Annotated in this window: 21 protein-coding genes; 11 read left to right on the top strand and 10 right to left on the bottom strand. The window is 69.7% G+C overall.

Going from position 1 to position 22759, the window contains the following annotated elements; all coding sequences use genetic code 11:
• The first annotated feature begins 92 nt into the window (after positions 1-92).
• Entirely contained in the window at positions 93-1145 is a 1053-nt protein-coding gene (locus ACTMTJ_RS17270) for a fatty acid desaturase family protein (RefSeq protein WP_441217657.1), read from the top strand.
• A 28-nt stretch (positions 1146-1173) separates the two neighbouring features.
• Here the strand turns inward: ACTMTJ_RS17270 and ACTMTJ_RS17265 are convergent, their stop codons facing one another.
• Complete coding sequence (locus ACTMTJ_RS17265; protein WP_441217655.1) at positions 1174-1506, bottom strand: hypothetical protein; 333 nt, start codon at positions 1504-1506, stop codon at positions 1174-1176.
• A 582-nt stretch (positions 1507-2088) separates the two neighbouring features.
• Positions 2089-2571, bottom strand: a complete 483-nt coding sequence (locus ACTMTJ_RS17260) for a BON domain-containing protein (protein WP_441217653.1) — start codon at positions 2569-2571, stop codon at positions 2089-2091.
• 271 nt (positions 2572-2842) lie between these two features.
• Between ACTMTJ_RS17260 and ACTMTJ_RS17255 the strand changes: the two genes are divergently transcribed.
• Positions 2843-3682: a glycosyltransferase family 2 protein gene (locus tag ACTMTJ_RS17255; protein WP_441217651.1), complete on the top strand. Its 840-nt coding sequence runs from the start codon at positions 2843-2845 to the stop codon at positions 3680-3682.
• A gap of 7 nt (positions 3683-3689) precedes the next feature.
• Here ACTMTJ_RS17255 and ACTMTJ_RS17250 read toward each other — a convergent pair whose 3' ends face one another.
• Both ACTMTJ_RS17250 and ACTMTJ_RS17245 read right to left on the bottom strand, forming a co-directional pair.
• Positions 3690-5345, bottom strand: coding sequence for a Na+/H+ antiporter (locus ACTMTJ_RS17250; protein ID WP_441217649.1), 1656 nt, complete (start codon positions 5343-5345; stop codon positions 3690-3692).
• 241 nt (positions 5346-5586) lie between these two features.
• Positions 5587-5877 (bottom strand): hypothetical protein, encoded by a 291-nt coding sequence (locus ACTMTJ_RS17245; protein ID WP_441217647.1) that lies wholly within the window; start codon positions 5875-5877, stop codon positions 5587-5589.
• Here ACTMTJ_RS17245 and ACTMTJ_RS17240 point away from each other — a divergent pair.
• Positions 5864-6241 (top strand): hypothetical protein, encoded by a 378-nt coding sequence (locus tag ACTMTJ_RS17240; protein WP_441217645.1) that lies wholly within the window; start codon positions 5864-5866, stop codon positions 6239-6241. The genes ACTMTJ_RS17245 and ACTMTJ_RS17240 overlap by 14 nt on opposite strands.
• Positions 6242-6687: 446 nt before the next feature.
• Here ACTMTJ_RS17240 and ACTMTJ_RS17235 read toward each other — a convergent pair whose 3' ends face one another.
• Positions 6688-7362 (bottom strand): DivIVA domain-containing protein, encoded by a 675-nt coding sequence (locus tag ACTMTJ_RS17235; RefSeq protein ID WP_441217643.1) that lies wholly within the window; start codon positions 7360-7362, stop codon positions 6688-6690.
• A gap of 587 nt (positions 7363-7949) precedes the next feature.
• Between ACTMTJ_RS17235 and ACTMTJ_RS17230 the strand changes: the two genes are divergently transcribed.
• The gene (locus ACTMTJ_RS17230; protein ID WP_441217641.1) at positions 7950-8378 is read left to right on the top strand and encodes a Fur family transcriptional regulator; all 429 of its coding nucleotides are present in this window, start codon (positions 7950-7952) and stop codon (positions 8376-8378) included.
• 22 nt (positions 8379-8400) lie between these two features.
• Entirely contained in the window at positions 8401-10677 is a 2277-nt protein-coding gene (gene katG, locus ACTMTJ_RS17225) for a catalase/peroxidase HPI (RefSeq protein WP_441217639.1), read from the top strand.
• A 64-nt stretch (positions 10678-10741) separates the two neighbouring features.
• Here the strand turns inward: katG and ACTMTJ_RS17220 are convergent, their stop codons facing one another.
• Both ACTMTJ_RS17220 and ACTMTJ_RS17215 read right to left on the bottom strand, forming a co-directional pair.
• A complete protein-coding gene (locus tag ACTMTJ_RS17220) occupies positions 10742-11218 on the bottom strand; it encodes a DUF488 domain-containing protein (RefSeq protein ID WP_441217733.1) in 477 nt (158 codons plus the stop codon).
• 14 nt (positions 11219-11232) lie between these two features.
• Positions 11233-11634 (bottom strand): RidA family protein, encoded by a 402-nt coding sequence (locus ACTMTJ_RS17215; RefSeq protein ID WP_441217637.1) that lies wholly within the window; start codon positions 11632-11634, stop codon positions 11233-11235.
• Between the two features lie 89 nt (positions 11635-11723).
• Here ACTMTJ_RS17215 and ACTMTJ_RS17210 point away from each other — a divergent pair, with 89 nt between their 5' ends.
• Positions 11724-12725, top strand: a complete 1002-nt coding sequence (locus ACTMTJ_RS17210) for a helix-turn-helix transcriptional regulator (protein ID WP_441217635.1) — start codon at positions 11724-11726, stop codon at positions 12723-12725.
• A 4-nt stretch (positions 12726-12729) separates the two neighbouring features.
• Here ACTMTJ_RS17210 and ACTMTJ_RS17205 read toward each other — a convergent pair whose 3' ends face one another.
• Together ACTMTJ_RS17205 and ACTMTJ_RS17200 are read right to left on the bottom strand one after the other, a co-directional pair.
• Positions 12730-14130: a non-reducing end alpha-L-arabinofuranosidase family hydrolase gene (locus tag ACTMTJ_RS17205; RefSeq protein ID WP_441217633.1), complete on the bottom strand. Its 1401-nt coding sequence runs from the start codon at positions 14128-14130 to the stop codon at positions 12730-12732.
• Between the two features lie 21 nt (positions 14131-14151).
• A complete protein-coding gene (locus ACTMTJ_RS17200; RefSeq protein WP_441217631.1) occupies positions 14152-15897 on the bottom strand; it encodes a cellulose binding domain-containing protein in 1746 nt (581 codons plus the stop codon).
• 390 nt (positions 15898-16287) lie between these two features.
• On the opposite strand from ACTMTJ_RS17200, the gene ACTMTJ_RS17195 reads away from it, so the two are divergent.
• Positions 16288-17580: a LacI family DNA-binding transcriptional regulator gene (locus tag ACTMTJ_RS17195; RefSeq protein ID WP_441217629.1), complete on the top strand. Its 1293-nt coding sequence runs from the start codon at positions 16288-16290 to the stop codon at positions 17578-17580.
• A gap of 435 nt (positions 17581-18015) precedes the next feature.
• Here the strand turns inward: ACTMTJ_RS17195 and ACTMTJ_RS17190 are convergent, their stop codons facing one another.
• Positions 18016-18609, bottom strand: a complete 594-nt coding sequence (locus ACTMTJ_RS17190; RefSeq protein ID WP_441217627.1) for a TetR/AcrR family transcriptional regulator — start codon at positions 18607-18609, stop codon at positions 18016-18018.
• A gap of 73 nt (positions 18610-18682) precedes the next feature.
• Between ACTMTJ_RS17190 and ACTMTJ_RS17185 the strand changes: the two genes are divergently transcribed.
• The 4 genes from ACTMTJ_RS17185 to ACTMTJ_RS17170 are packed head-to-tail and all read left to right on the top strand — an operon-like array spanning position 18683 to position 22756.
• Entirely contained in the window at positions 18683-19255 is a 573-nt protein-coding gene (locus ACTMTJ_RS17185; RefSeq protein ID WP_441217625.1) for a dihydrofolate reductase family protein, read from the top strand.
• 45 nt (positions 19256-19300) lie between these two features.
• Positions 19301-20431: a GntG family PLP-dependent aldolase gene (locus tag ACTMTJ_RS17180; RefSeq protein ID WP_441217623.1), complete on the top strand. Its 1131-nt coding sequence runs from the start codon at positions 19301-19303 to the stop codon at positions 20429-20431.
• Positions 20400-21284, top strand: a complete 885-nt coding sequence (locus ACTMTJ_RS17175) for a cupin-like domain-containing protein (RefSeq protein WP_441217621.1) — start codon at positions 20400-20402, stop codon at positions 21282-21284. Before ACTMTJ_RS17180 ends, ACTMTJ_RS17175 begins: the two co-directional genes overlap by 32 nt.
• The gene (locus ACTMTJ_RS17170; RefSeq protein WP_441217619.1) at positions 21281-22756 is read left to right on the top strand and encodes an argininosuccinate lyase; all 1476 of its coding nucleotides are present in this window, start codon (positions 21281-21283) and stop codon (positions 22754-22756) included. Before ACTMTJ_RS17175 ends, ACTMTJ_RS17170 begins: the two co-directional genes overlap by 4 nt.
• Positions 22757-22759 lie beyond the last annotated feature (3 nt).

Below are 22759 nucleotides of genomic sequence, written 5' to 3'. Positions count from 1 at the left end.
ACCGGCGGGCGAGTCGATGGTGGTGCTAGCACCACCACGCCGCAGGTCGTAGCGCTCCTGACGAGGCGGCCGGCAGCAGGTTTGATGGAACCATGACGATCACCGTGACGCCGTCGCGAACGGCGCCGACCGGCAGCGACTTCGCTGTGCTGTCCCGCCGGATCAACGGCGAGGGGCTGATGCAGCGCCGACCCGCCTACTACCTCGCGCGGCTGAGCGTGGTCACGCTCATGTTCCTCGGCGGTTGGATCGCGTTCTTCGCCATCGGTTCCTCCTGGTGGCAGATGATCACGGCTGTGTTCCTCGCCGTCACGTTTGCCCAGGTCGGGCTCGTGGCGCATGACCTGGCACACCGTCAGGTGTTTCGTACCAAACGCCCCGGCGAGGTCGCTGGACGGCTCGCCGGAAACCTCGGTATCGGGATGAGCTACGGCTGGTGGATGGACAAGCACACCCGCCACCACAACAACCCCAACCACGACGACCTCGATCCGGACGTCGCACCCGAGGTACTCATCTGGGCCACGGAGTCGGCGCTGGGCCGCCGTGGGCTGAAGGGTTTCATCACCCGGCACCAGGCCCTGCTGTTCTTCCCGCTGCTCACCCTGCTGGCCGCCGACCTGAAGATCTCCAGCGTCAAGGCCTTGCGAAACCGCACGGTGAAACACCGCCGCCTCGAGGCCGCGCTGCTGATCCTGCATGCCGCCGGTTACCTGTCGGCACTGCTGATTGTCCTCTCACCGGTGCAGGCCATCGCCTTCCTGCTCGTGCATCAGGCGCTGTTTGGCGTCTACCTCGGCATGACATTCGCACCCAACCACAAGGGCATGCCGCACCCGACCGGCGACGAAGACTTTTTGCGCAAGCAGGTGCTGACCTCCCGCAACGTTCGCGGCGGTTGGCTGACCGACGCGGCGTTGGGCGGCCTGAACTACCAGATCGAGCACCACCTGTTCCCCGCCATGCCCACCCCGAACCTGCGTAAGGCCCAGCCGATCGTGCGGGCATACTGCGCCGAAATCGGTGTCGCCTACGAACAAACCAGCCTCGTCACCTCGTACCGCCAGGCGCTGCGACACCTGCATGAGGTCGGTGCACCAGCCCGAGCCGAACGCGCGGCACGCCGAGCCGGCCGCACCCGCTGAACTCCCTACCTTGCTCAGGCGGTGCCGCCTACGGGCGGCGCGCGGTGCTGACGACCAAGGCGAGGATTTCGTGGCCGGTCATCCGGCTGCCGAGCAGTGGCCGTTGTATCGCGGTGCGGAGCTCGCTGGTTTCCAGAAAGACCGCCTTGCCGTCCGGCATCGTTTCGAAGCGTCCTGCCTCGGACAGGGTCCTGATGATCTCATCCTTGGGCCCGAGCCGCTGGGCGACCGCCGCCGCGTCGAGCAGCGCCATGCCGGCGTGCGCTGTTTCCTGGGCGTCGTTGACGTCGGCGGACAACGAGAAGGCGGCGGCCCTCTGGTGGAGGTAGTCGGCCAGCGCGGCGGCGCGAGCATCCGTCATGCTGGCGCCCAGCCCGACGATGCGGTTGCGGCGGCGCGGTCAGCTTCGGTCGGGCGCGAGACGGACATGGGCATCCCCTTTAAGGGCCGGTGTGGCGGGCACCTCAGAGCTGGGATGTGGTCGCTTCCGGCGACCTTTCACAGTACGCCAGTTCGGTCCGGATCAGGCGGTTCGGGAGGTCGCCTCCGGCCGCGCCGGCCGGCGTTGAAATCCGGCGCCGCTTTCTGCGGCCGGTCGACAAGTCCGACATTGTTGACGTACGTCACAGTTGGGAGCGGCGTAGGCTCATGGCGTTGCCCGGCCGGCGACGCGGCAGTAGTTGTGGTCGGGCGATACGGGATCCGGAGCTTCGGTTCGAAGCGCCGGATCCCCGGATCTTCGCCAGGTGTAGGGTGGTGGCGAAGTCGCCAGGCGGGTACACCGGTCGATCGCGCGCCGCTCATCGGCGGCAGGTGCGGCGGCGAACTGGAGACCAGCGATCGCCTGAGGCGTACGACTCGGTGAGGCGCCGGCACCAGGGACCTGGCGACTTGGGCTTGCCACAGCCCCGACTTCGTACGGGCGCCGTCGCTGAGCGAGCCGTCAGCTCGACCGCCGGTTGCCATCCACAGGCGGCTTGGCGACGCGGACGTCGTTGCACAGACCGACGATCCCCGGCAGATTTTGGACCGCGCGTGCGGCAGCGTCCCGCTGCCCGGTCACGGCCACCGCGCCGGAGAGTGTGAGCACACAGCCACGCACGCCGGCCCGGACCGCGCCCGCGGGAACGGCGGCGTCCGTGGCCAGCAGCCGGTTGGCGAGTGTGGTGAGGTCGGCGTCGGAGGCGCCGGGGGTGCCCGGCTCGCGCACGACCATCTCGTCGGCGACCCCGCGTACACCGAGCACGCCCATCGCCGCCTGCCTGGTCCGCAGGCGTTCGGCGGTGCTGCCCACCTCGCCGAAGAGCATCACCATCCCGCCCCGGACCGAGACGCCGACGTGCGCGGTCTCGCCGGCCATGCGCTCCAGTAGGTCGGCGATGCCGGCTTGAAGGTCCCGGTCCGTCCCGTGCGAGGTCTGCGCCATGAGCTTAACGATGGACCCCTGCGGGCAAATGCGCCAGGGCCGCCGCCCGAGAGTGTTCTCGGCGTACCGGTGGCATAGGCTGTTGGCACGGTAGCCGGCCCGGACCTCGCTGGGATCGCCGATGCGCGTCGCCATTCCGCCGCCGACCAGTGTGCCGCCACCGACCGAGGATCGCTGAGGCGATCGCAAAGGGGAGGCGGCCCTCCCTCTGACCTGTGCCCTGGTACTTCCCAGATCCGCTGTGATTCGCCCATCGATGGAGGCACGGTCTGTGTTCACGTTCGTGATTCCCGCGCGCAACGAGGAAGAGAACATCGCCACGATCGTCGGCCAGGCGTGCGTGGCCGCGCAGCCGGGCGACCGGGTTCTCGTGGTGGACAGCGCGTCGAGCGACGCTACGGCGCGGCGGGCGGAGGCGGCGGGCGCCGAGGTGCTTCGCGGGCCCCGCGGCAAGGGAGCGGCCATGGCGGCGGCGATCGCCGGTAGCACCTCGCCGTGGCTCTGCTTCCTGGACGCGGACCTGGTTTCGTCCGATGCCAACGTGCCGGCGACGTTGCGGCAGGCGGCTGTGTCGGGCACCGCCGACCACATCGTGGGCGACTATGAGTACGCGGACGTGGGGACGATCCTGAGCAGCACGTTCACCATCTACGAGCCGTTGGTGGCCGAGTTCTTCCCGGAGGTCGGTAGCTTGGGCGCCAACTCGCTCACCGGGTACCGGGCGATCCGCCGCCGCTTCCTCGACGGGGTGCTGCCGACTCACTTCGGCGTCGAGTCACACCTCAACATCTCGATCGCCGTGGCCGGTGGCACCGCGACGGTGTGCCAACTGGGGGTCATCGCCAGCCGGTTCAGGTACAAGCCGGACATGTGCCGGGAGATCGCCGGGTCGCTGCTGGATCTGGCGGTCGCCCACGACCGGCTTGACCCCGCCGAACGGTCAAGCTGGAACAGCTGGGTCGATGGGGGCGCGGACGCCGTCGCCGCGGTCACGGCCACGGCTGGCCGGTCGGCCGCGCTGGCACGGCTCTTCGCGGCGGTGCGCCGACCGATGCCGTCTCGCGTGTCCCGCGCCAGCCTGCTGGCGGCGCCCGAGCCGGCGCCGGCCTGACGCACAGTCAGCGGCGTGCCGGCCGGTCGGGTAGTAGTCGTTCTTCGTGGTCGAGTTCGCGTTCCAGAGTCCGCAGGCCGTCGTCGGGCAGGCGGCCGGCATCCCGCCACCGCAGGAGCTCCTCGCGTTGGGCGTCGATCGCCACGCGGCGTACGTGCAGTGCGGCTTCGTAGCGCGGCGACACGGGTAGGTCGGTGGAGTCGCTCTCGCGGAGCAGGTCGAGCCGGCCCTGGTAGCGGGCCAGCCGGGCGCGTAGCTGCGTGCGCGTCGCCTCGATCACATCGGTGTGGATGTCGTCGTGTTCCTCGGCTTCCACGTCGTCGAGCGCGGCGAGCGCGGCCTCGACGGAAGCCGCACGCGCCTCGTTGCGCTGGCGGGCCTGGTCGGCCTCGTCCGCGCGCAGCCCGAGGGCGCGGGCGATCGGTGCGAACGTGAGGCCCTGACCGACGAGGGTGGCGAGCACGACGACGAACGTGCAGAACAGCAGCAGGTCGCGGTCCGGAAACGGGGCTCCGCTGTCGGTGGTCAGCGGGAGGGTGAAGATGGCCGCCAGGCTGATCACGCCGCGGGTGCCCGACCAGCTCAGGACGAGCACCTCCCGGCCGTTCAGCCGCTGGCTCTGGCGCTCGCCGGCCGCTTCGCTACCCAGCCAGGTGTGGAGTGAACGGGGTAGGGACTGGGTCAGCATCAGCCACAGTGGACGCAGCAGCAGGACGACGCCGACCGTGATCGCGACCGCGATGACGATGGTGGAGGTGTCGTATCTCGCGAGCCCGCGTACGACCGCGGGAAGTTGTTGCCCGATCAGCAGGAACACGAAGCCTTCGAGCAGGAAGTCGACCAGTCGCCAGACGGCACTGGTTTGTAGCCGGCTCGCGCCCGACGTCGACCGCGGCCGCTGGTGTCCGACGATCAGCCCCGCGACGACCACCGCCAGCACGCCGGAGACGTGAATCTGTTCCGCCAGCAGGTAGGCGGCGAACGGGGTGGCCAACGAGACGGCGTTGACCATCAAGGGATCGCCACTCAGCGGCCGCGACAGCAGGCGGACGGCGAACGCGACCAGCATGCCCACAGCGACGCCGCCCGCTGCCGCGAACAGGAACAGGCGAAGCGTGGACGGGACCGAGAAACCGTCACCGGTCGCCGCCGCGACGGCGACGCTCAGGATCGTCAGCGCGGTGGCGTCGTTCAACAGCCCCTCACCCTGGATGAGGGTAAGGAGCCTGGGCGGCAGCCCCACCCGGCGCCCGACCGCCAGCGCGGCCACCGGATCCGGCGGCGCGACCGCCGCACCGACCGCGATGCCGGCGGCCACGGTCGCGCCGGCGACGAACCAGGCGAAGCCGAAGCCGATCACCAGCGCATTGAGCAGGACCAGGACCACCGAAAGGCTCACCACGGTGCGCATGTTGCGGCGAATCGCCAGCAACGAGGAGTCCAGAGCGGCGCTGTACAGCAGCGGCGGGAGCACAAACGTCAGGATGATGTCCGGATCGAGCGCGACGTTCGGCCCGGGCAGCAACGCGTATGTGATGCCGACGAGCGGGAGCAGCGCCGCGGCCGGCAAGCCGATCCGGTCGGCGACCCACCGCACCACGACGATCACCGCGACAGCGGCCAGGACGAAAAGCAGAATCGACTCGACGCTCACGACGCCCATTCTCCGGACTACCTATCCGGCGGTAGGTTCCAACTCGCGTGTGGCGACGCCGCTGAGCGCGGTCCGGACTCAGCCGGTGCCCGACCGGCACCGCCGAGAACGCGGGGGAAGCCGAAGACGCCCCCGCGGGCGCCACTCCAGTTCGGTCCATATAGGACGTGCATAGCCCGGTGTTGGACATTTCCCGGCGGGCCGGCCGAGGAAGCGACCTGATATCGGACAGCGACCGCGGCCGGGGCTGTCATGCGCCGCCTTGATCTGCCTCCCGCTCAAGGGTGTCGAAGTCGCTCTCCGCCACCGTCGCCTGCTCGGGGGTAAGGGTCCCATGCCGGAGGGCAGCGATCCACCGCACCAGCTGGGCTGCCGATATGCCCTGATTTCGCTGAAGGTTTTCGAGGACCCGCCGCACACGTGTCGGCTGAAGATCGCCCGGCGTTTCGGCTTCGGTCAGCCGCACCTGGAGTTCGTCGAGGTGGGCACCTTCCTCCGCGGGAGCTTGCCCTCCCCGGCGATAGCGGATGACCGCCGCCACACCCGCCGCCGCCAAGGTGGCAACGGCGACGCCGGCCAACACTCGGCTGGTTGTCTTTGACATGGCCGCTCCCGCGTGCATGAACAGGGTGTCGACGGCCTGCCGGCACCGCCTCGACCGAGGGGTTAGGTTCGACGTTATGGCAACTGTAGTGCTTCGCGTCCGGCTCACCGGCGGCGAGCGTATGGACATCACCTACGAAGAGCCTCAGACCACCGACGAGGACGAGCTGGTCGAACATGTCGTTTCGACCCTTGCCGAGCAGTCCGGCGTGCTTCGCAGTAGGCACGGCGACCGGCTCGTGATTCTCTACGGCAGGGGGGTGGCGGCCATCGAGGTGGCACCGCGCGGAGCGGTCCTGTAGTAGTCCGCTCTTGGCCCCGACCTCACGTGAGCGGATTGCGCGTACCGTTGGGTTCTCGGGGTACGCGAGGCGTACACCCAACCCGCCCGGATTGCAATTTCGCGAGGTCCGGGGCCTATCCATCGGTCTCGCAATTGGAGCGCAAATGACTGGTAAGGCGACACCCGAGCCCGCCCTCGAGGCGCCTTCTTCCGACGGAGAGCTTTTCCGGCCGGCGCCGCACGCGGACACGTCGGGACCGCGCCAAGCCGTTCCAGACGAGAGCGAGGCCGCGATGAAGCGACTTCGGACACCTTTTGACGTCGGCCCGGTCGACGGGGCCGAAACCGGCGGCTGAGGTCGCGGGCTCAGCTGCCGCTGTCCTGGTCGCGCCGGGTGGCGGCAGGGGCGTGGGAGGCCGCGGGGCACGCGCACCCGTGGATGGACCTGCGGCCGCGTTCGGACCGTCAGGGTTTGAGCTCGTCGCTCCCGTCCACCTCGCGCAGCTGGCTTTCGACATGTGCCGCCAGCCGTGACCGGTACTCCTGCTCAAATGCCTCAAGATCCTCGAGCTGGTGCTGGGCCGCGGTGCGCTCGGCCTCTAGGCCGCTCATCGCGTCGTCGTGGCGCTGTCGTGCGCCCCGCTCCAAGGCATCGGCATCGGCCAGTGCGTCGCCGGTAATCTGCCGCGCCGTCGAGCGGGCGTCGGACAACACGTCGCGGGCCTCGCGATGGGCTTCGTCGAGGTGAGTGTCGGCGGTGCGCTCAGCCATCATCAGCATCTGGGATGCCTGCTCACGGTCGCGGGCGGCCACTGCGCCGGTCTGTGCGCGTGCCTGCCCCAGCTCGGCCTGCGTCGCACGGGCGACCTGCTCCGCGGATGCCTTTTCCCGGTGGACGCGGTCGAGTTGGGCGGTCAACTCGTTCAAGGCGGTGGCCAGCTGTTGGTCGGTGTCCGCGCCGGCCTGTGCGCGGTCCCGCGTCATCAGGATGCGCAGGTCGTTGTTCGCCTCGATCAGGCGGATGAGCTCCTGTTCGAGTTCGTCCAGGAAGGCATCGACGTGTTCCTCGTCGTAGCCGCGTTTGCCGATGGAAGGCTTCTTGAAAGCGACGTTGTGAACGTCGGCCGGGGTGAGTGACATCGAGACTCCTTGGGTTGGTGCGGCCCGCGCGTCGACTGGTCACCCGTTCCTTCCATGATCACGCCGCACCACGAGCCGTTAGCACGACAGAACCCAGGTCACACCCGACACTACCAAGCGGATGGGTCCCCCGCTTTCGCGGAGCGCGGCCACCTGACCGAGACCGGTCATCCGTTGGTCGCACGGCCTGGTCCGGCGGCATACCATTCCAGCCTGTTCGGCTGCCCAGCAACCGGTCCTCCTATATGGACGTCGAGGCCAGCGAGTGCATATGTCCTATATGGACAGACGTGACGACCGCTCGGCGCTCCCCGGGTGGGATGTGGGCTGTCGTTTCTGACCGCGCCGATGGGCGGTGCCGCGGGCTGGTCAGGCCGGCGTCGTACGCGGTGCCTGGTCGTCGGCCTGGACGACCCGCGCGGGCGCACAGCAGGACCGTGGCCAGAGGCCATGACGGTAGCCCGCGGTTTGGACCTCCTCGCGTGGGTATGCGGTGCACCATGGGTGTCGGGCGCCGCGCGGCGGCTGGTACCGGCAAGATCTGCCGGAAAACTTGAATCACTCCAGATTAGTGTTATGTTGATCGAGTGAACCCGGACTTCGAGGCGCGGCTGCGGGAAGCCTCGTTGCGCGTGACCCGGCCCCGGTTGGCGGTGCTGGCCGCGCTGCGTGACCACCCGCACGTCGACACCGACGCGGTGCTCGCGCTGGTCCGGGGCGATCACCCCGGGGTCTCCCGCCAGGCGGTCTACGACGTGCTGCGGGCGCTCACCGACGCCGGTCTGGTCCGGCGCATACAGCCCGCCGGTGCGACCGCCCGCTACGAGTCTCGGGTGGGGGACAACCACCACCACCTCGTGTGCCGCTCCTGCGGTGCGATCGCCGACGTCGAATGCGCTGCCGGGCGCGCTCCTTGTCTCACCGCCTCGGACGACCGCGGCTTCGTGGTCGACGAGGCGGAGGTCGTCTATCTGGGCACCTGCCCCGACTGTGCGACCAACCGCACGCCCAACTGACCGCCAGTTCGGAAGGAAGCAGATGAGCGACACCCAGGACAACGCCCCGGCCAGCGCGCAGGGCGTGGACGAGAAGGCGGCGGCCGGCTGCCCGGTCGCGCACGACTCCGTCACCGCGCACGGTAGCGAGAGCGAGAACCCGGCGATCGACTCGCCGACCCCGAAGACCGGTGGCCGCCCGCACACCAACCGGGACTGGTGGCCCAACCAGCTCGACCTTTCGGTGTTGCACGCCAACTCCGACAAGAGCGACCCGCTGGGGGAGGGGTTCAGCTACGCCAAGGAGTTCGAGAAGCTCGACGTCGAAGCCCTCAAGCGGGACATCACCGAGGTGCTCACCACCTCCCAGGACTGGTGGCCGGCCGACTTCGGTCACTACGGCGGCCTGATGATCCGGATGAGCTGGCACGCCGCGGGCACCTACCGCATCCATGACGGTCGTGGCGGTGCCGGCGACGGCGGTCAGCGCTTCGCCCCGCTCAACAGCTGGCCCGACAACGCCAACCTCGACAAGGCCCGCCGGCTGATGTGGCCGGTCAAGCAGAAGTACGGCCAGCAGATCTCCTGGGCCGACCTGCTCGTGCTCGCCGGCAACGTCGCCCTGGAGTCGATGGGCTTCAAGACCTTCGGCTTCGGCTTCGGCCGCGAGGACGTGTGGGAGCCCGAGGAGATCTTCTGGGGTCCGGAGGACACCTGGCTGGGCGACGAGCGCTACGTGTCCGACAAGGAGGTGGCCGAGGGTGTCGGCGCGACCGAGATGGGTCTCATCTACGTCAACCCGGAAGGCCCACGCGGCAACGCGGACCCAGCCGCCGCGGCCCACTTCATCCGCGAGACCTTCGGCCGGATGGCGATGAACGACGAGGAGACCGTCGCCCTCATCGCCGGCGGCCACACCTTCGGCAAGACCCACGGCGCCGGCATCGCCGACAACCATGTCGGCCCGGAGCCCGAGGGCGCCGAGCTGGAGGCGCAGGGCCTGGGCTGGCTGAGCACCCACGGCACCGGCAAGGGCGCCGACACGATCACCAGCGGCCTCGAGGTGACCTGGACCGACCAGCCGACGCGGTGGAGCAACCGCTTCTTCGAGATCCTCTTCGGCTACGAATGGGAGCTGACCACGAGCCCCGGCGGTGCCAAGCAGTGGGTCGCCAAGGACGCCGAGGCGATCATCCCGGACGCCTACGACCCGTCGAGGAAACACAAGCCGACGATGCTCACGACCGACCTGTCGCTGCGCGTCGACCCGGTGTACGAGAAGATCTCGCGCCGTTTCCTGGAAAACCCGGACGAGTTCGCGCTGGCCTTCGCCAAAGCCTGGTACAAACTGCTGCACCGCGACATGGGCCCGGTCAGCCGGTTCCTCGGGCCGTGGGTCGCCGAGCCCCAGCTGTGGCAGGACCCGGTGCCGGCCGTTACCCACGAGCTGGTGAGCGACGCCGACATCGCCGTCCTCAAGTCGAAGGTCCTGGAGTCCGGCCTGACGACCGCCCAGCTGGTTTCCACGGCCTGGGCCTCCGCCGCGAGCTTCCGCTCCACCGACAAGCGTGGCGGCGCCAACGGCGCCCGGATCCGTCTCGAGCCCCAGCGCGGCTGGGAGGTCAACCAGCCCGAGCGGCTCGCGACGGTCCTGGAGACTCTCGAAGGCATCCAGCGCGAGTTCAACGACGCCGGCGGCGCGAAGATCTCGCTGGCCGACCTGATCGTGCTGGCCGGCTCGGCCGCCGTCGAGAAGGCGGCGGGCGACGCCGGCTTCTCCGTGACGGTGCCGTTCCGCCCGGGCCGCACCGACGCCACTCAGGAGCAGACCGACGTCGAGACCTTCCGGGTCCTCGAGCCCCGGGCGGACGGCTTCCGCAACTACCTGCGCCCCGGCGAGAAGACCCAGCCGGAGGTGCTGCTCGTCGACCGTGCGTACATGCTCGACCTGACCGCGCCTGAGATGACGGTCCTGATCGGCGGCCTGCGCTCCCTCGGGGCCAACGTCGGAGACAGCCAGCACGGCGTCCTCACCGACCGGCCCGGCATGCTCACCAACGACTTCTTCGTCAACCTCCTTTCCCCGGGTACCCAATGGAAGGCGTCGAAGTCCGAGGAGCACGTGTACGAGATCCGCGACTCGGCCACCGACCAGCTGAAGTGGACGGCCACCGCGGTCGACCTCATCTTCGGCTCGAACTCGCAGCTGCGCGCCCTGGCCGAGGTCTACGCCAGCCAGGACGCTCGCGACAGGTTCGTCAACGACTTCGTCGCGGCCTGGACCAAGGTCATGGAGCTCGACCGGTACGACCTGGCCTGACCCGGCTCCAACCCTCGATCCCGGACGGGCTGGCGCCGGCCATTGGCGAGGCCCAGCCCGTCCATCACATCGGGCGCAGGTGTTCGATCGTGACGCGGTGCCGCTCGGTCAGCCGCTGAGCGATCAGCGAGCGGTGGCAGGCCTCGGGATCGCGCTCGACGCAGAGCAGCGCCGCTGTCCCACCGCTCGGCAGCGCCGACACGATCGGTGCGAGGTCGGCGCTGTCGAGGATCTCGGTGGTGTACCGGCGGGTGTACTCGGCGGCGAGCTCCCGCCGCGAGCGCTTGCCGACCCCGCGGCGGTCGTCCTCGGCGTACTGGAGCTGGCGTAGCTCGGTGGTCGGGGCGAGCTCAGGATGGTGCTCGTAGGCGATCCCGGCTTGGGCGAGGGCCGCCTGGAGCCGCCGCGAGTTCGCCCAGGCGTACTCCGGTCCGCGGACACCGCGGCGCTGGCGTACGTCGAGCAGCAGGCGGACGTCAGCGTGCCGCAGCCGCCGCAGGAAGGACTCGCGGTCGAAGCCGTAGACGCCGATCGTCACCATCCTGAGCACGGGAATCACGCGACGGCGGTCCCTTCGAGCTCGACCATCAGGGTGGGGATCGCCAGCCGGGTCACGCCCAGCATCGTGGTGGTCGGTGCCACCCGCGCGGCGCCCAACCTCGACGCCAGCACGCCGTAGTGCTGGAACAGCAGGTCGACGTCGGTGGTGTAGACGTTGAGCCGGACCAGGTCTGCCAGGGACATGCCGGCCTCGCCGAGAACCGCCTCCAGGTTGTCGACGCTGAGCGCCAACTGCGCCGCCATGTCTCCGTCGTGCTGGGGCTTGCCGTCTTCGCTCATCGCGGTTTGCCCGGAGCAGTACAGGGTCCGGGTGTGCCCGGAGACGACCTCACCCTGGTTGAATCCCATCTCCACCGACCAGGCCACCGGGTTGACCGCCGTTCGTTCCACTGCCACTTCAGCTCCGTTCGTCGTCGACGTTGTTGCTGATCAGCCTCCCAACGAATCACGACATCCTGTGTCGTGTATTCATGTAAAGTTTTCGGATGCGCGCCGACCGGCTGGTCTCGCTCGTGCTGCTGCTGCGCCAGCGCGGTCGGCTGTCCGCGGCCACGCTGGCCCGCGAGCTGGAGGTGTCCACCCGCACCGTGCTGCGGGACATCGAGGCGCTGTCCGCGGCCGGCGTCCCGGTGTACGCCGAACGCGGTCGGCACGGCGGGTTCGTGCTGTCGCCCGGCTTCCAGACCGAGCTCACCGGGCTCAACCACGACGAAGCGCTCGCCCTGCTGGTCGCCGGATCGCGCAGCGGCGCGCAGGCGTTCGGCCTCGGCTCGGCGCTCGCGTCGGGCATGCGCAAGGTGGTCGACGCGCTGCCCGAAAGCTATCGGGCCACCGCGGCCGGCGCCGCGCGGCGATTGCTCGTCGACCCGGAGACCGACCTCCTCTCGCGCCGGCTGGTCGCCGAGGAGGTGCCCGAGGCCGTCGTGGGGGAGGTCCGGCGCGCGGTGTTCGCGGGACTCAAGCTGCGCATCCACTACGCGGCGGTCGGCCAGGCGCCGAAGTGGCGCACGGTGGACCCGATCGGCCTTGTCACGGTCCGCGACCAGGCCTACCTGCTGGCGACGAGGTCCGGTGCCGACCGCACCTACCGGCTGTCGCGGGTGCTGGCCGCGGAGGCACTCTCCGAACCGGCGCAGCGGCCGGACCGGGTCGACCTGGACCAGATCTGGCGGGAACGCAGCACGCGGTTTCGGACCGGCGGCGATCAGGTCGCCGTGCGGCTTCGGGTGCACCCGGCGCGGCGGGAAACCCTTGTGGGCACGGCGCTTGCCGTCCTCGCCGAAGAGACCGACGCGGACGGCTGGCTGCGGATGGAGGTCACGTTCCAGGATTCGCGACACGCCGAGTGGGCGCTGTGGCAGCTCGCCACGAGCGCGGAAGCCCTGGCCCCGCAATGGTTGCGCACCTCGCTGCGCGACCGCGCCGTCGCGATCGCCGCCCGCTACGCCGACGGCGGGCCCGGTGGTGTGCCGGGCCCGCCGTCGTAGGTGTTCAGCGTTGCAGGGTCAGGAGGCCCGGTCGGTATGGGAGCAGGCCGTAGTCGCCGCCGGAGTTGGGGGCGCGGCCTTGGTAGAGCAGTTGGAGGTTGCAAGGGTCGACGGTCATGGTCTGGTCGGCGTTGCTACGGATCAGCTCGCCGTGACTGATGTCGTTGGTCCACGTCGCGCCGCTGTTGGCCTTGCCCGCGAACGGGTTGCTCTCACTGGCCGCCTGCGGCGTCCACGTCCCACCCAAGCTGGTCGCCGTGAACGAGCGGAAGTAGCGGCCCTGCGCGCCGATGGCTTCGACGATCATGAGGTATTGGGTTCGGCCCTGGAGTTTGTAGACCTGGACCGCTTCGAACAGGTTGTTCGTGGTGTCCGTCATGATCACCGTGGCCTGGCTGCCGAAGCTGCCCGGGAAGTTCCCGATCGGCATGCTGGCCCGGTAGATGCGGCCGTTGTCCCCGGCGAAGAACAGGTACATGTTGCTGCTGTCACCGATCAACGCCTGGTCGATCGGACCGGTGCTGGAGTTGGAGATGGTGGCGGTGGACAGCACCTGCTGCGACGACCAGCCATTCGGATTGGTCGGATCGCTGGAGGTGCGGTAGGAGAACGCGGTCCCACCCCACTGGTAGGCCAGCACCCAAATGTTTCTGGGAGCGAAGTAGAACAACGACGGCGCCACCGTGCCCGACGACATCGCATTCTGGCTGGCCGAGGCCATCTCGGACCAGTTGGAGAAGAGGCCGAAGTTCATCGAGCCCCAGGTGGTTCCGGTGTCGTGGGTGGTGGCGTAGACCAGATGCCGCCCGTTGTACGGGGCGTAGGTGAAGTCCTTGAGCGACACCCATCCCGACCGCGGGTTCGCCAGCGAGCCCGTCGACGACCACCGGTACGTCGACGGAAGAGCGCACCCGGTGGGCGGAGCCGTCGTCGGTGGCGCGGTGGTCGGCACCGACGTCGTCGGCGGCGGAGTGGTCGGCCCGACGCTACCGGTGCACGCGGTGCCGTTGACCGCGAACGCGGTGGGCACCGGGTTCGAGCCGTTCCACGAGCCGTTGAACCCGAAGCCCGCGGTGCCGTTGGTGGGGATGCTGCCGTTGTAGCTGGCGTTGGTGACCGTGACCTGGGCGCCGGACTGGGCGACCGAGCCGTTCCAGAGCTGGGTGATGGTCTGCCCGGCGCCGAACGACCAGGTGAGTCGCCAGCCGTTGATCGCGTCGCCGAGGTTGGTGATGGTCACGTTGGCGCCGAAGCCACCCTGCCAGGAGTTGGTGATGGCGTATTCGACGCGGCAGCCGGCGGCCGCCTGTGCGCTGTTCGCGGTGAGCACCGCGGTGGCCCCGGCCACGGTGAGGCCGGCGGTAATGGCGGCCACCACCCGGACGCGGGTGCGAGGGAGCTTCATCAGGTCCTCCGGTGCGGGCTTTCAGAGGGTGAACACGACCGTGGAGATGCTGCGTGCGCCGACGTTGACGGTGACCTGCCCACCGTTGACGGTGGTCGGCTGGCTGGCCGCGTTGGCGTTCACCGAGGTGAGGTAGTGCTCGGCCCGGGTGACGTTCTGCGGCGCCTGGATCACGGCGTTGTCGACCGCGCTGTTCGACCGGTTGAGGATCACCAGCGTGATCTTCCCGCCACCCTGGTAGGCGGTGATCTCCAGCGGCGACGCCTTGGCGCTCTTCGTCAGGGCCACCCGCTGGTAGCCGGGGCGGACGTACTTGGCGTACTGCGAGAACGCGTATCCGCGCTTCAGCGGAGCCCCCGCGGTGGTGCCGTAGGCCGACTCGCCGTCGCCGATGAAGGAGTAGAAACGCTTGCCGTACCACCAGATGTAGGCGCTCCAGTTGGCCTCCATCGACCTGTGCACGGTGCGCATGATGGTGTCGAGGGTTTCGTTCCAGACCGTCACGTTGCCGGGGTTGCCCCAGATGTTGGAGCCGCCGCCGTCGGCCTCGTGGAAGTTCCACTCGGTCATCCACACCGGCTTGTTGTGCTGCGCGGCCAAGGGGTAGGGCGCGAGGCGGCCGGCGCTCTCGGTGCCGTACAGGTGGCCGCCGATGTAGCCGATGTTGTTGCGGGCGGTCGCGTCGTTGAGGGTCGGATCGGTGAAGCTGTAGTTCAGGTTCACCGCCTCGGCGACCATCAGCTTGGTGTTCTGCACCCGCGCGCCCTGGTCGCGCACGAAGTTGCGCAGCTCGGTGCCGTTCCAGTCCATCGAGTCGTAGTCCGGGTGCCAGTCCGGCTCGTTCTGCACGGACGTGACGTCGATCGCGACGCCCTGGTCGCGCATGTACTGGACGTAGCTGTTCAGATGGTTCGCGTAGTCGTCGTAGTAGTCGGTCCGGAGCTTGCCGCCGTTGGTCCGGCTGTTGTTCGTCTTCCACGCCGCCGGTGCCGTCCACGGCGACCCGAGGATCTTCACGTTCGACCCGTACGACTTCGCCGTTCTCAGGGAGTTCACGTGGGTCGCCCACTCGCTGGAGACCGGCGAGATGCCGGTACGCACGATCGACAGCCCGAACTGGTTGGCGCCCATGCCGACGAGCGTCTGCGTCTCGGCCGTCGACCAGGCGCTGCTGCCCCAGATCGCCGTCGCGGCCCCGAAACCGTCGACAGTCTGGTACCTGGTGCCGCTGTTGACCGTGATGTCCGCGGCGCTGGGCGGTCCGGTCGTGGGCGGCGCCGTGGTCGGGGGCGCGGTGGTGGGCGGTGCGGTGGTGGGCGGTGCCGTCGTCGGCGGTGCGGTCGTCGGCACGCCGCCGGTGCAGACGACCCCGTTCATCGCGAAGCTTGTCGGCGCGGGGTTGCCGCCGGTCCACGAGCCGTTGAACCCGAACGAGGCCGTGCCGTTGGTCGCGATGGCCCCGTTGTAGCTGGCGTTTCTGGCGGTGACCGCGGCGCCGCTCTGGCTCACGGTCGCGTTCCAGGCCTGCGTGACGGTCTGGCCGGCGCTGTAGGACCAGGTCAGCGTCCAGCTCGTCACCGGGTCGCCGAGGTTGGTGATGGTGACGTTGGCGCCGAAGCCACCCTGCCATTGCGACGACACCGCGTAGTTCACCGAACAACCGGCGGCCGCGGCCCCGGCTGGCAGCGCCACGGCGACCGCGGTCGATGCCAACAGGACGGCGCCGGCCGACACCAACGCCGTCTTGGTCACTCTGGGTTTCCTCATAGAACTTCTCCTGAAGTGGGAATCAGGGTGGCTGCGGGAGCGCTCCCCACGATCCGACGCGGAACGCTGGTCTTTCGTGATCCGGGAACGAGCGAGCCGAGGAGGGTGCGCCGGAGCCTCCCGGACCGGCCGTCACTCGTGACGGCCGTGATCGTGCGACGATCGGGTCCGGTGGGACTGCGTGGCACCCTCCTCGCGTGGCCTGTCCGGCGAAGCCGGCCGGCTCCGACGTAGGCGGTCGAGGGTGCCCTTTCCCTGACCGCGCCCAGCTCCGAAACAGTTAGCATTATCGATGGAAATCGTTAGTCCTGACAAGCGACAGCGGTGATTGTGTCGTGGAGCCGCACCACATTGATGCATGGAGCTACGGCTATTTGCTACCGTCGCTCCATGGCTGGCGCCGTCGGTTTTCGACCGGCTCGAGGCGAGATCGAGACACTCCCCAGCGGATCGCTGCGCGTGCGGGTCTACGCCGGCGTCGACCCGCTCACCCGAAAGCGCCGCTACCTCACCGCGACGGTCCCGGCCGGACCGGGCGCCGCCGAGGAGGCCGAGGCGGTACGTGTGCGCCTGCTGGGCGAGGCAGAGCAACGCCGAGCCGCACCGGCCGCCGCCCGCGCCGACCAACCACCGTCCGCGACCGCCACCGCCGACCGCGGCCGTCCGGCCGACCGCCGGCAGGGCGACATGACGGTCGCGGCGATCGCGCGCCTCGCGGGAGTGTCCGCGGCGACGGTGTCCAAAGTGCTCAACGGTCGATCGGGGGTGGCTCCACGGACCCGGCAGCAGGTCGAAGCCGTGCTGCGTGAGCACCGCTACCGCCGCCCGGAGACGCCGGCCCGCGCGGCGACCATCGAGGTCGTCTTCTACGGCATGCTGAGTAACCTGGCGATCGTCATCATGCAAGGGGTCGAACAGGTCGCGTCCGCCCACAACCTCTCAGTCGGCTTCATCGACGTGCTCCACCAGACGTCCGCCGGTCGCACCTGGGCCCACGACCTGCTCGCCCGCCGCCCGACCGGCGTCATCAGCGTCCATCTGCACTTTCCCACCGAGCAGCACGCCCTGCTCGCCGCCAGCGCCATCCCGCTGGTCGCCCTCGACCCCACCGGCGAGCCGGAACACCCGGTGCCGTCGGTGGGAGCCACCGACTGGAACGGTGCGCTGGCGGCCGCCCGGCACCTGCTGCACCTCGGGCACCGGCGCATCGCCGCCATCACCGGGCCCACCGAGAGGCTCTCCGCCCGGCGCCGGCTCGACGGCATCCGCGCCGCGATGGACGCCGCCGGGACGCCGATGGACGAGCGGCTGATCCGCACCGGACAGTGGTTCGCGTTCGAAGACGGCCTCAGCCACGGACGGGAGCTGCTCCGCCTCGCCGACCCGCCGACCGCGATCCTGTGCGGCAACGACCTGCAAGCGCTCGGCGTCTACGAGGCGGCCCGGCTCGCCGGTCGGCGGATCCCCGAAGACCTCAGCGTGGTGGGCTTCGACGACATCTCCGCCACCCGGTGGTGCGGTCCGCCGATGACCACGGTGCGGCAGCCTTTCGCCGAGATGGGCGCCACGGCCGCGAGGCTGGTCCTGGCGATGGCCGCCGGGCACCCGCTCCCGCAGGACCGCGTCGAGTTCGCCACCACCCTCATCGTCCGGGACAGCACCGCCCCACCGGCGGCCGCCTGATCCGCGCGGTCGCGGGCACCCAACCCCCGCGACCGCTTGCGTAGGTGGCGTGCGACGTCAACCCGGCGGCGGTTCAACGTTGCCCCATCAGGGCCTGGGGGCCTCGGCAAACCCGGCGACAGAGGCTCTCTGGACAGCTTTCGGAGTGGGGGTTATGCGCGCGGCGGCGTCAGGCAGATTTCCCCACGTCCGCGTCAGCGACGGACCGTATGCTCCCGCGGGCACCGCTCCCGGCCGGCGGATCGAGGTAACGAGGGCGGGTGACGCTGGCGATCGTGGTACACAACTGCCCCTTGAGGGGCAGTAAACGTCCACGATCTGTTCGCCCGCCGCCAAGATCGACGCCGATCAAGGCATCGTGGACAGAGCCGCAAGTGACGCGGACGTGGGAAAATCTGCCTTGGAAGCAACGCCAGGGCGGGCGGTGACCCTGACTCAGAAAGCTCCCTGGACCGTCCCCGGCGTGGTGACGCGCTCGACCGCCTTGACCACCAGATCGTCCACCTCCTCCGGGGTGAACAGCTCCGGCAGGGTCAGCGTCTCGACGATCAGCCAGTTGAGCGCCAGCATGAGCAGCTTGACCGAGGTCGCGTCGCCCGGCATGCCCTGCTCCAGGTGGTAGGCGATGTTGGCGTCCATGTCGGCGCGCACCCGCTTGGTGAGCACGGCGCGCAGCTCGGGTCGGCGGGTCGCCTCCAGGCGCAGCTCCAGCATGGCGAGATAGCCGCCGCGGAACGCGGTGATCCGGCCGACCAGCTCACGCATCAGCGCGGTCACCTTTGCCGTGTCCCGCGGCCCTTTCGCGGCGGCGGCCCAGGTCGCCTCGTCGGGCATCCATCGCTCGTAGACCCGCTCGGCGGTCTGCGTGAGCAGCTCGTCGCGGTTGGCGAAGTAGTTGGACGCGGTGCCGACCGGGGTCTTCGCCTCGGCGTCGACCGCCCGGAAGGTCAGGCCGCGCGCGCCCTCTCCGGCCAGCACTTCGATGGCGGCGTCGAGGAGGGCTGTCCTGCGCTGGAGGTTCGTTCGCATGTTGACACCGTACCAGTTGTAGTACTACGGTTGCACCACTTCAGCTGGAGTACTACATACGGAGTGGTTAGGTATGCGAAAGCTTGTCTACTACGTCGCCGTCTCGATCGACGGCTACATCGCCGGCCCCGGCGGCGAGGTCGACTTCTACCCGGTGAGCGACGACATGGCCGCGTGGATGAACGAGCGGTACCCCGAGGTGATCCCCACGCACATCCGCGCGCACGTCGGCCTCTCCGACGCGCTCAACAAGAGGTTCGACACGCTGGTGATGGGCCTGGGCACCTACCAGCCCGCCCTGGACATCGGCATCTCCAGCCCGTACGCCCACCTCCGGCAGTACGTGGTGTCGTCGACCCTGGAGAAGATCGACGACCCGTCGGTCGAGCTCGTCCCCGGCGACCCGACAGCGCTGGTGCGCGCGCTCAAGGCGGAGCCCGCCGGCAAGGACATCTACCTCGCCGGCGGCGGCAAGCTCGCCGGGTCGCTGCTGCCGGAGATCGACGAGCTGATCGTCAAGTGGTACCCGGTGGTCGCCGGCGCGGGCATCCCGGCCTTCCAGGGTGGATTCGACCCCACGCTCTTCAGGCCGACGGAGCGGGAGTCGTTCGACAACGGCGCGCAGGTGACCTGGTTTCAGCGATAGGGAGCTGAAAGATGACCGATGGAACGGGAGGGTGAGCTGTGCCGCGTGAGCGACCCAACCCCGGCAGCGGGCCCGGTCAACTGGCCCGTCGAGCTGCGTAGCGACACCTTCACCTTGCCCACGCCCGAGATGTTGCGGGCGATGTCCACAGCGGAACTGGGCGACGACGTCTACGGCGAGGACCCGACGGTACGCGCGCTGGAGGAGCTCTCCGCGGAGCTCCTCGGCAAGCGGGCCGCCTGCTTCATGCCGACCGGGACCATGGCCAACCTGGCCAGCATCCTCACCCACTGCCCGCGCGGCTCCAAGGTCGTCGTGGGCGAGGACTCCGACATCTACGTGTACGAGGCGGGCGGCGCCTCGGTGTGCGGCGGCGTGGTGTACCACCCGGTGCCCAACCGTCCTGATGGGACGATGGACCTGGCGGCGATCGAAGCGGCCTTCCCACCGGACGAAAGCGATCCGCAGTTCGCGCTGCCCGCCCTGATCTGCGTGGAAAATCCGCAGAACCACAGCGGAAGCCACGTCCTGCCGATGTCGTACCTCGCCGCCGTCGCCGAGCTCGCGCGGGAAAAGGGACTGCCGGTCCACCTGGACGGTGCGCGGGTCTTCAACGCCGCGCTGGCCATCGGCGTGGACCCGGCGGAGATCGCCGGCCACGCCGACTCCGTGCAGTTCTGCCTCTCCAAGGGCCTTGGGGCGCCGGCCGGGTCGATGGTCGTGGGGACCGAGACGTTCGTGGGCGGAGTGCGGCGGATCCGGAAGCTGCTGGGCGGTGGCATGCGGCAGTCCGGCGTGCTGGCCGCCGCCGGGATCGTGGCGCTGCGCGAGCGCGACCGCCTCCGCGAGGACCACGCGACCGCCCGGCGCCTCGCCGAGGGACTCGCCGCCATCCCCGGAATCGAGGTGGAGCCGGCGGAGCCGCGGACCAACATGGTGTTCTTCCACGCCGAAGGTCTCGCCAATCGTGAGCTGCTGGCCGCCGCCGCGGCGGGCGGGGTGGCCATCGCCGAACTGGGCACGCGCATCCGCGCGGTCACCCACCGGGGTGTCTCGATCGCCGACGTCGACTACACCGTCGAGGTCATCCGCCGCGCCTGCGCGGAGGGGTCCGGAAAAAAGACCGAGCCGACAAGGAGTAACCATGCCAGCCGTGGCACCGCCCTCGCCCGTTGACGTCCGGCCGAACCTGTCGGTGGAGGAGTTCTACGCCGACTACGTGAACACCAAACCGGTGCTGATGAAGGGCGCCCTCGCCGACCTGCCCGCCGCGGAACGCTGGTCGCTGCCGTACTTCGCGTCCGTGGCGCCCGACCTCGAGGTGCGCCTGAAGACCGGCCGGGTCGCCGAGGGCAACACCACGACGATGCGGCTGGCCGACTACGCCAAGGCGGCCGAGGAGTGGGAGGACTCGGACCGGGCCGGCGACCCGCCCGGGTACCTGCACGACGTGCCGCTGCTGACCCTCATCCCGCAGCTGCGCGACGACCTGGAGCCGTTTCCCCGGGCGATGTTCCCGTCCTTCTTCGCCAAGCAGTGGTGGGTGTTTCCACAGTTCTTCGTCGGCCCGTCGGTGTCGCAGACACCACTGCACTTCGACACGCTGCTGACCCACAACCTGTTCTTCCAGCTCGACGGGCGCAAGCGGTTCCTCATGATCGCCGCGGCCGACCGGGAGCGCTGCTACCCCTACAAGTGGCGGTGGTCGCCGGTCGACCCGGACGAGCCCGACCTGGAGCGGTATCCCCGGTTCGCGGGCGTGGAGACGTACGAGTGCTTCGTCGAGGGCGGCGACCTGTTCTACATGCCGCCCGGCACGCTGCACAAGGTGACCTCGCTGACCTCGTCGGTGTCGTTCAACATCGACTGGCACGACCGCAAGAGCGCCGTCCGGGGCCTGGCCGCCGCGAGGTACGGGATGCCGGCGCAGAACCTGCGCTACAACCTGCTCTTCGCGTTGGGCATGTGTGGAGTGCCGCTGAAGGCCCTCATGCCGGCGCTCAGGTCTTACTTCACCTACATCTCATGACCGCGGCGCTCAGCGGACGGCTGCGGCGGCCGCCGAAGGCGCTCGTGCGCGAGGACATCCTCGATCCGCAGTTCCGTCACGACGCGGAGCACCTGCTCGGATTCCACGTCCTGGTGGAGAAGGTCCTGCTGGCCGAGTACCACCGGATGGGGCTGCTGGACGCCGGGCAGGTGCGCGGCATCGCCACGGCGCTCGACGGCGTGACGCGGCAAAGCCTAGCCGCCGATCCCGAGGCGAACCTGTCCGACCTGGCCTTCGCCGTGGAGCGCCAAGTCACCGCGCGACTCACCGTGCCGGTCTGGCATGTCGACCGCAGCCGCAACGACCTGCAAGCCTGTGCGCAGCTCATGTACGGGCGGGAGGAGGCGCTGCGCACCGTCGCCGCGGTGCTGTACTGCGCCTCGGCCGCGCGCCTGCTGGCCGCCCGGCACACCGGCTCGGTCATGCCGGGGTACACCCACCTCCAGGCCGCGCAGGTCATCACGTCCGGCTTCTTCGTCAGCGCCGTGTCGGCGCATCTGCTGCGCACCGCGGACCGGATGCTGGCGACCTACGACGGGTTCAACCGCTGCCCGCTCGGCAGCGGCGCGCTGGCCGGCCAGGAGCTGCGGTGGGACCGCGACCGGATGGCGGACCTGCTCGCCTTCGCCGGTCCGGAGCCGCACGCGCTCGTCGGGGTGGCCTCCCGGGCCTGGCTGCTGGAGCTGGCCGGCGAGTGCTCGACCTTCGCGGTCGGGCTGAGCCGCATGGTGACCGACCTGATGACCTGGTCGGGCAGCGAGCACGGGCTGGTCGAGCTGCCGGACGACCTCGCCGGGATATCGTCGGCGATGCCGCAGAAAAAGAACTACCCGATCCTGGAACGCGTCCGGGGCCGCACCGCGCACCTCACGTCCTGGTACGTCGACGTCGCCACGGCGCAGCGCGCCACGCCGTACAGCAACACCGTCGAGGTGTCGAAGGAGAGCGCGGCCCAGCTCGGCTCCGCCATGGCCACGATGCGGTCGGTGCTGCGGCTGCTCACCGAGGTCTTCGAACGGCTCGAGTTCCGCACCGGACACGCCCGCGAGCGCTGCGCCGAGGAGTACCTCGGCGGGTTCTCGCTCGCCAACCGGCTGGCCCTGGACGGTGCGGTGCCGTGGCGGACCGCGCAGGTCATCGCCGGGCGGTACGTGGTGGCGGCGCTCGAGGCCGGGCTGCCCGCGACGGCCGTCGACGGCCGGCTGCTCGCCGCGGTCGCCGGGGAGTACGGTCACGTCGTGACCGATCCGGAACGGCTGCTGCGCGAGTCGTTCGACCCGGTGGCCGAGCTGCACCGGCGCCGCTCCCGCGGATCGGCGCACCCGCACGAGGTGGCCCGGCTGCTGGACGAGCAGGAGCGCGAGCACACCCGCCTCGCCGCGGCCCTCGCGGCCCGCCGGGACGCGGTCGACGCGGTGCCGGCGCGCGTCGACCGGCTGCTCGGCGGGTAACCC

Origin of the sequence: Phytohabitans sp. LJ34 (assembly GCF_052068095.1) — a bacterium.
Classification (GTDB): domain Bacteria; phylum Actinomycetota; class Actinomycetes; order Mycobacteriales; family Micromonosporaceae; genus Phytohabitans.
This window is presented reverse-complemented; position numbering and strand designations above follow the sequence as displayed.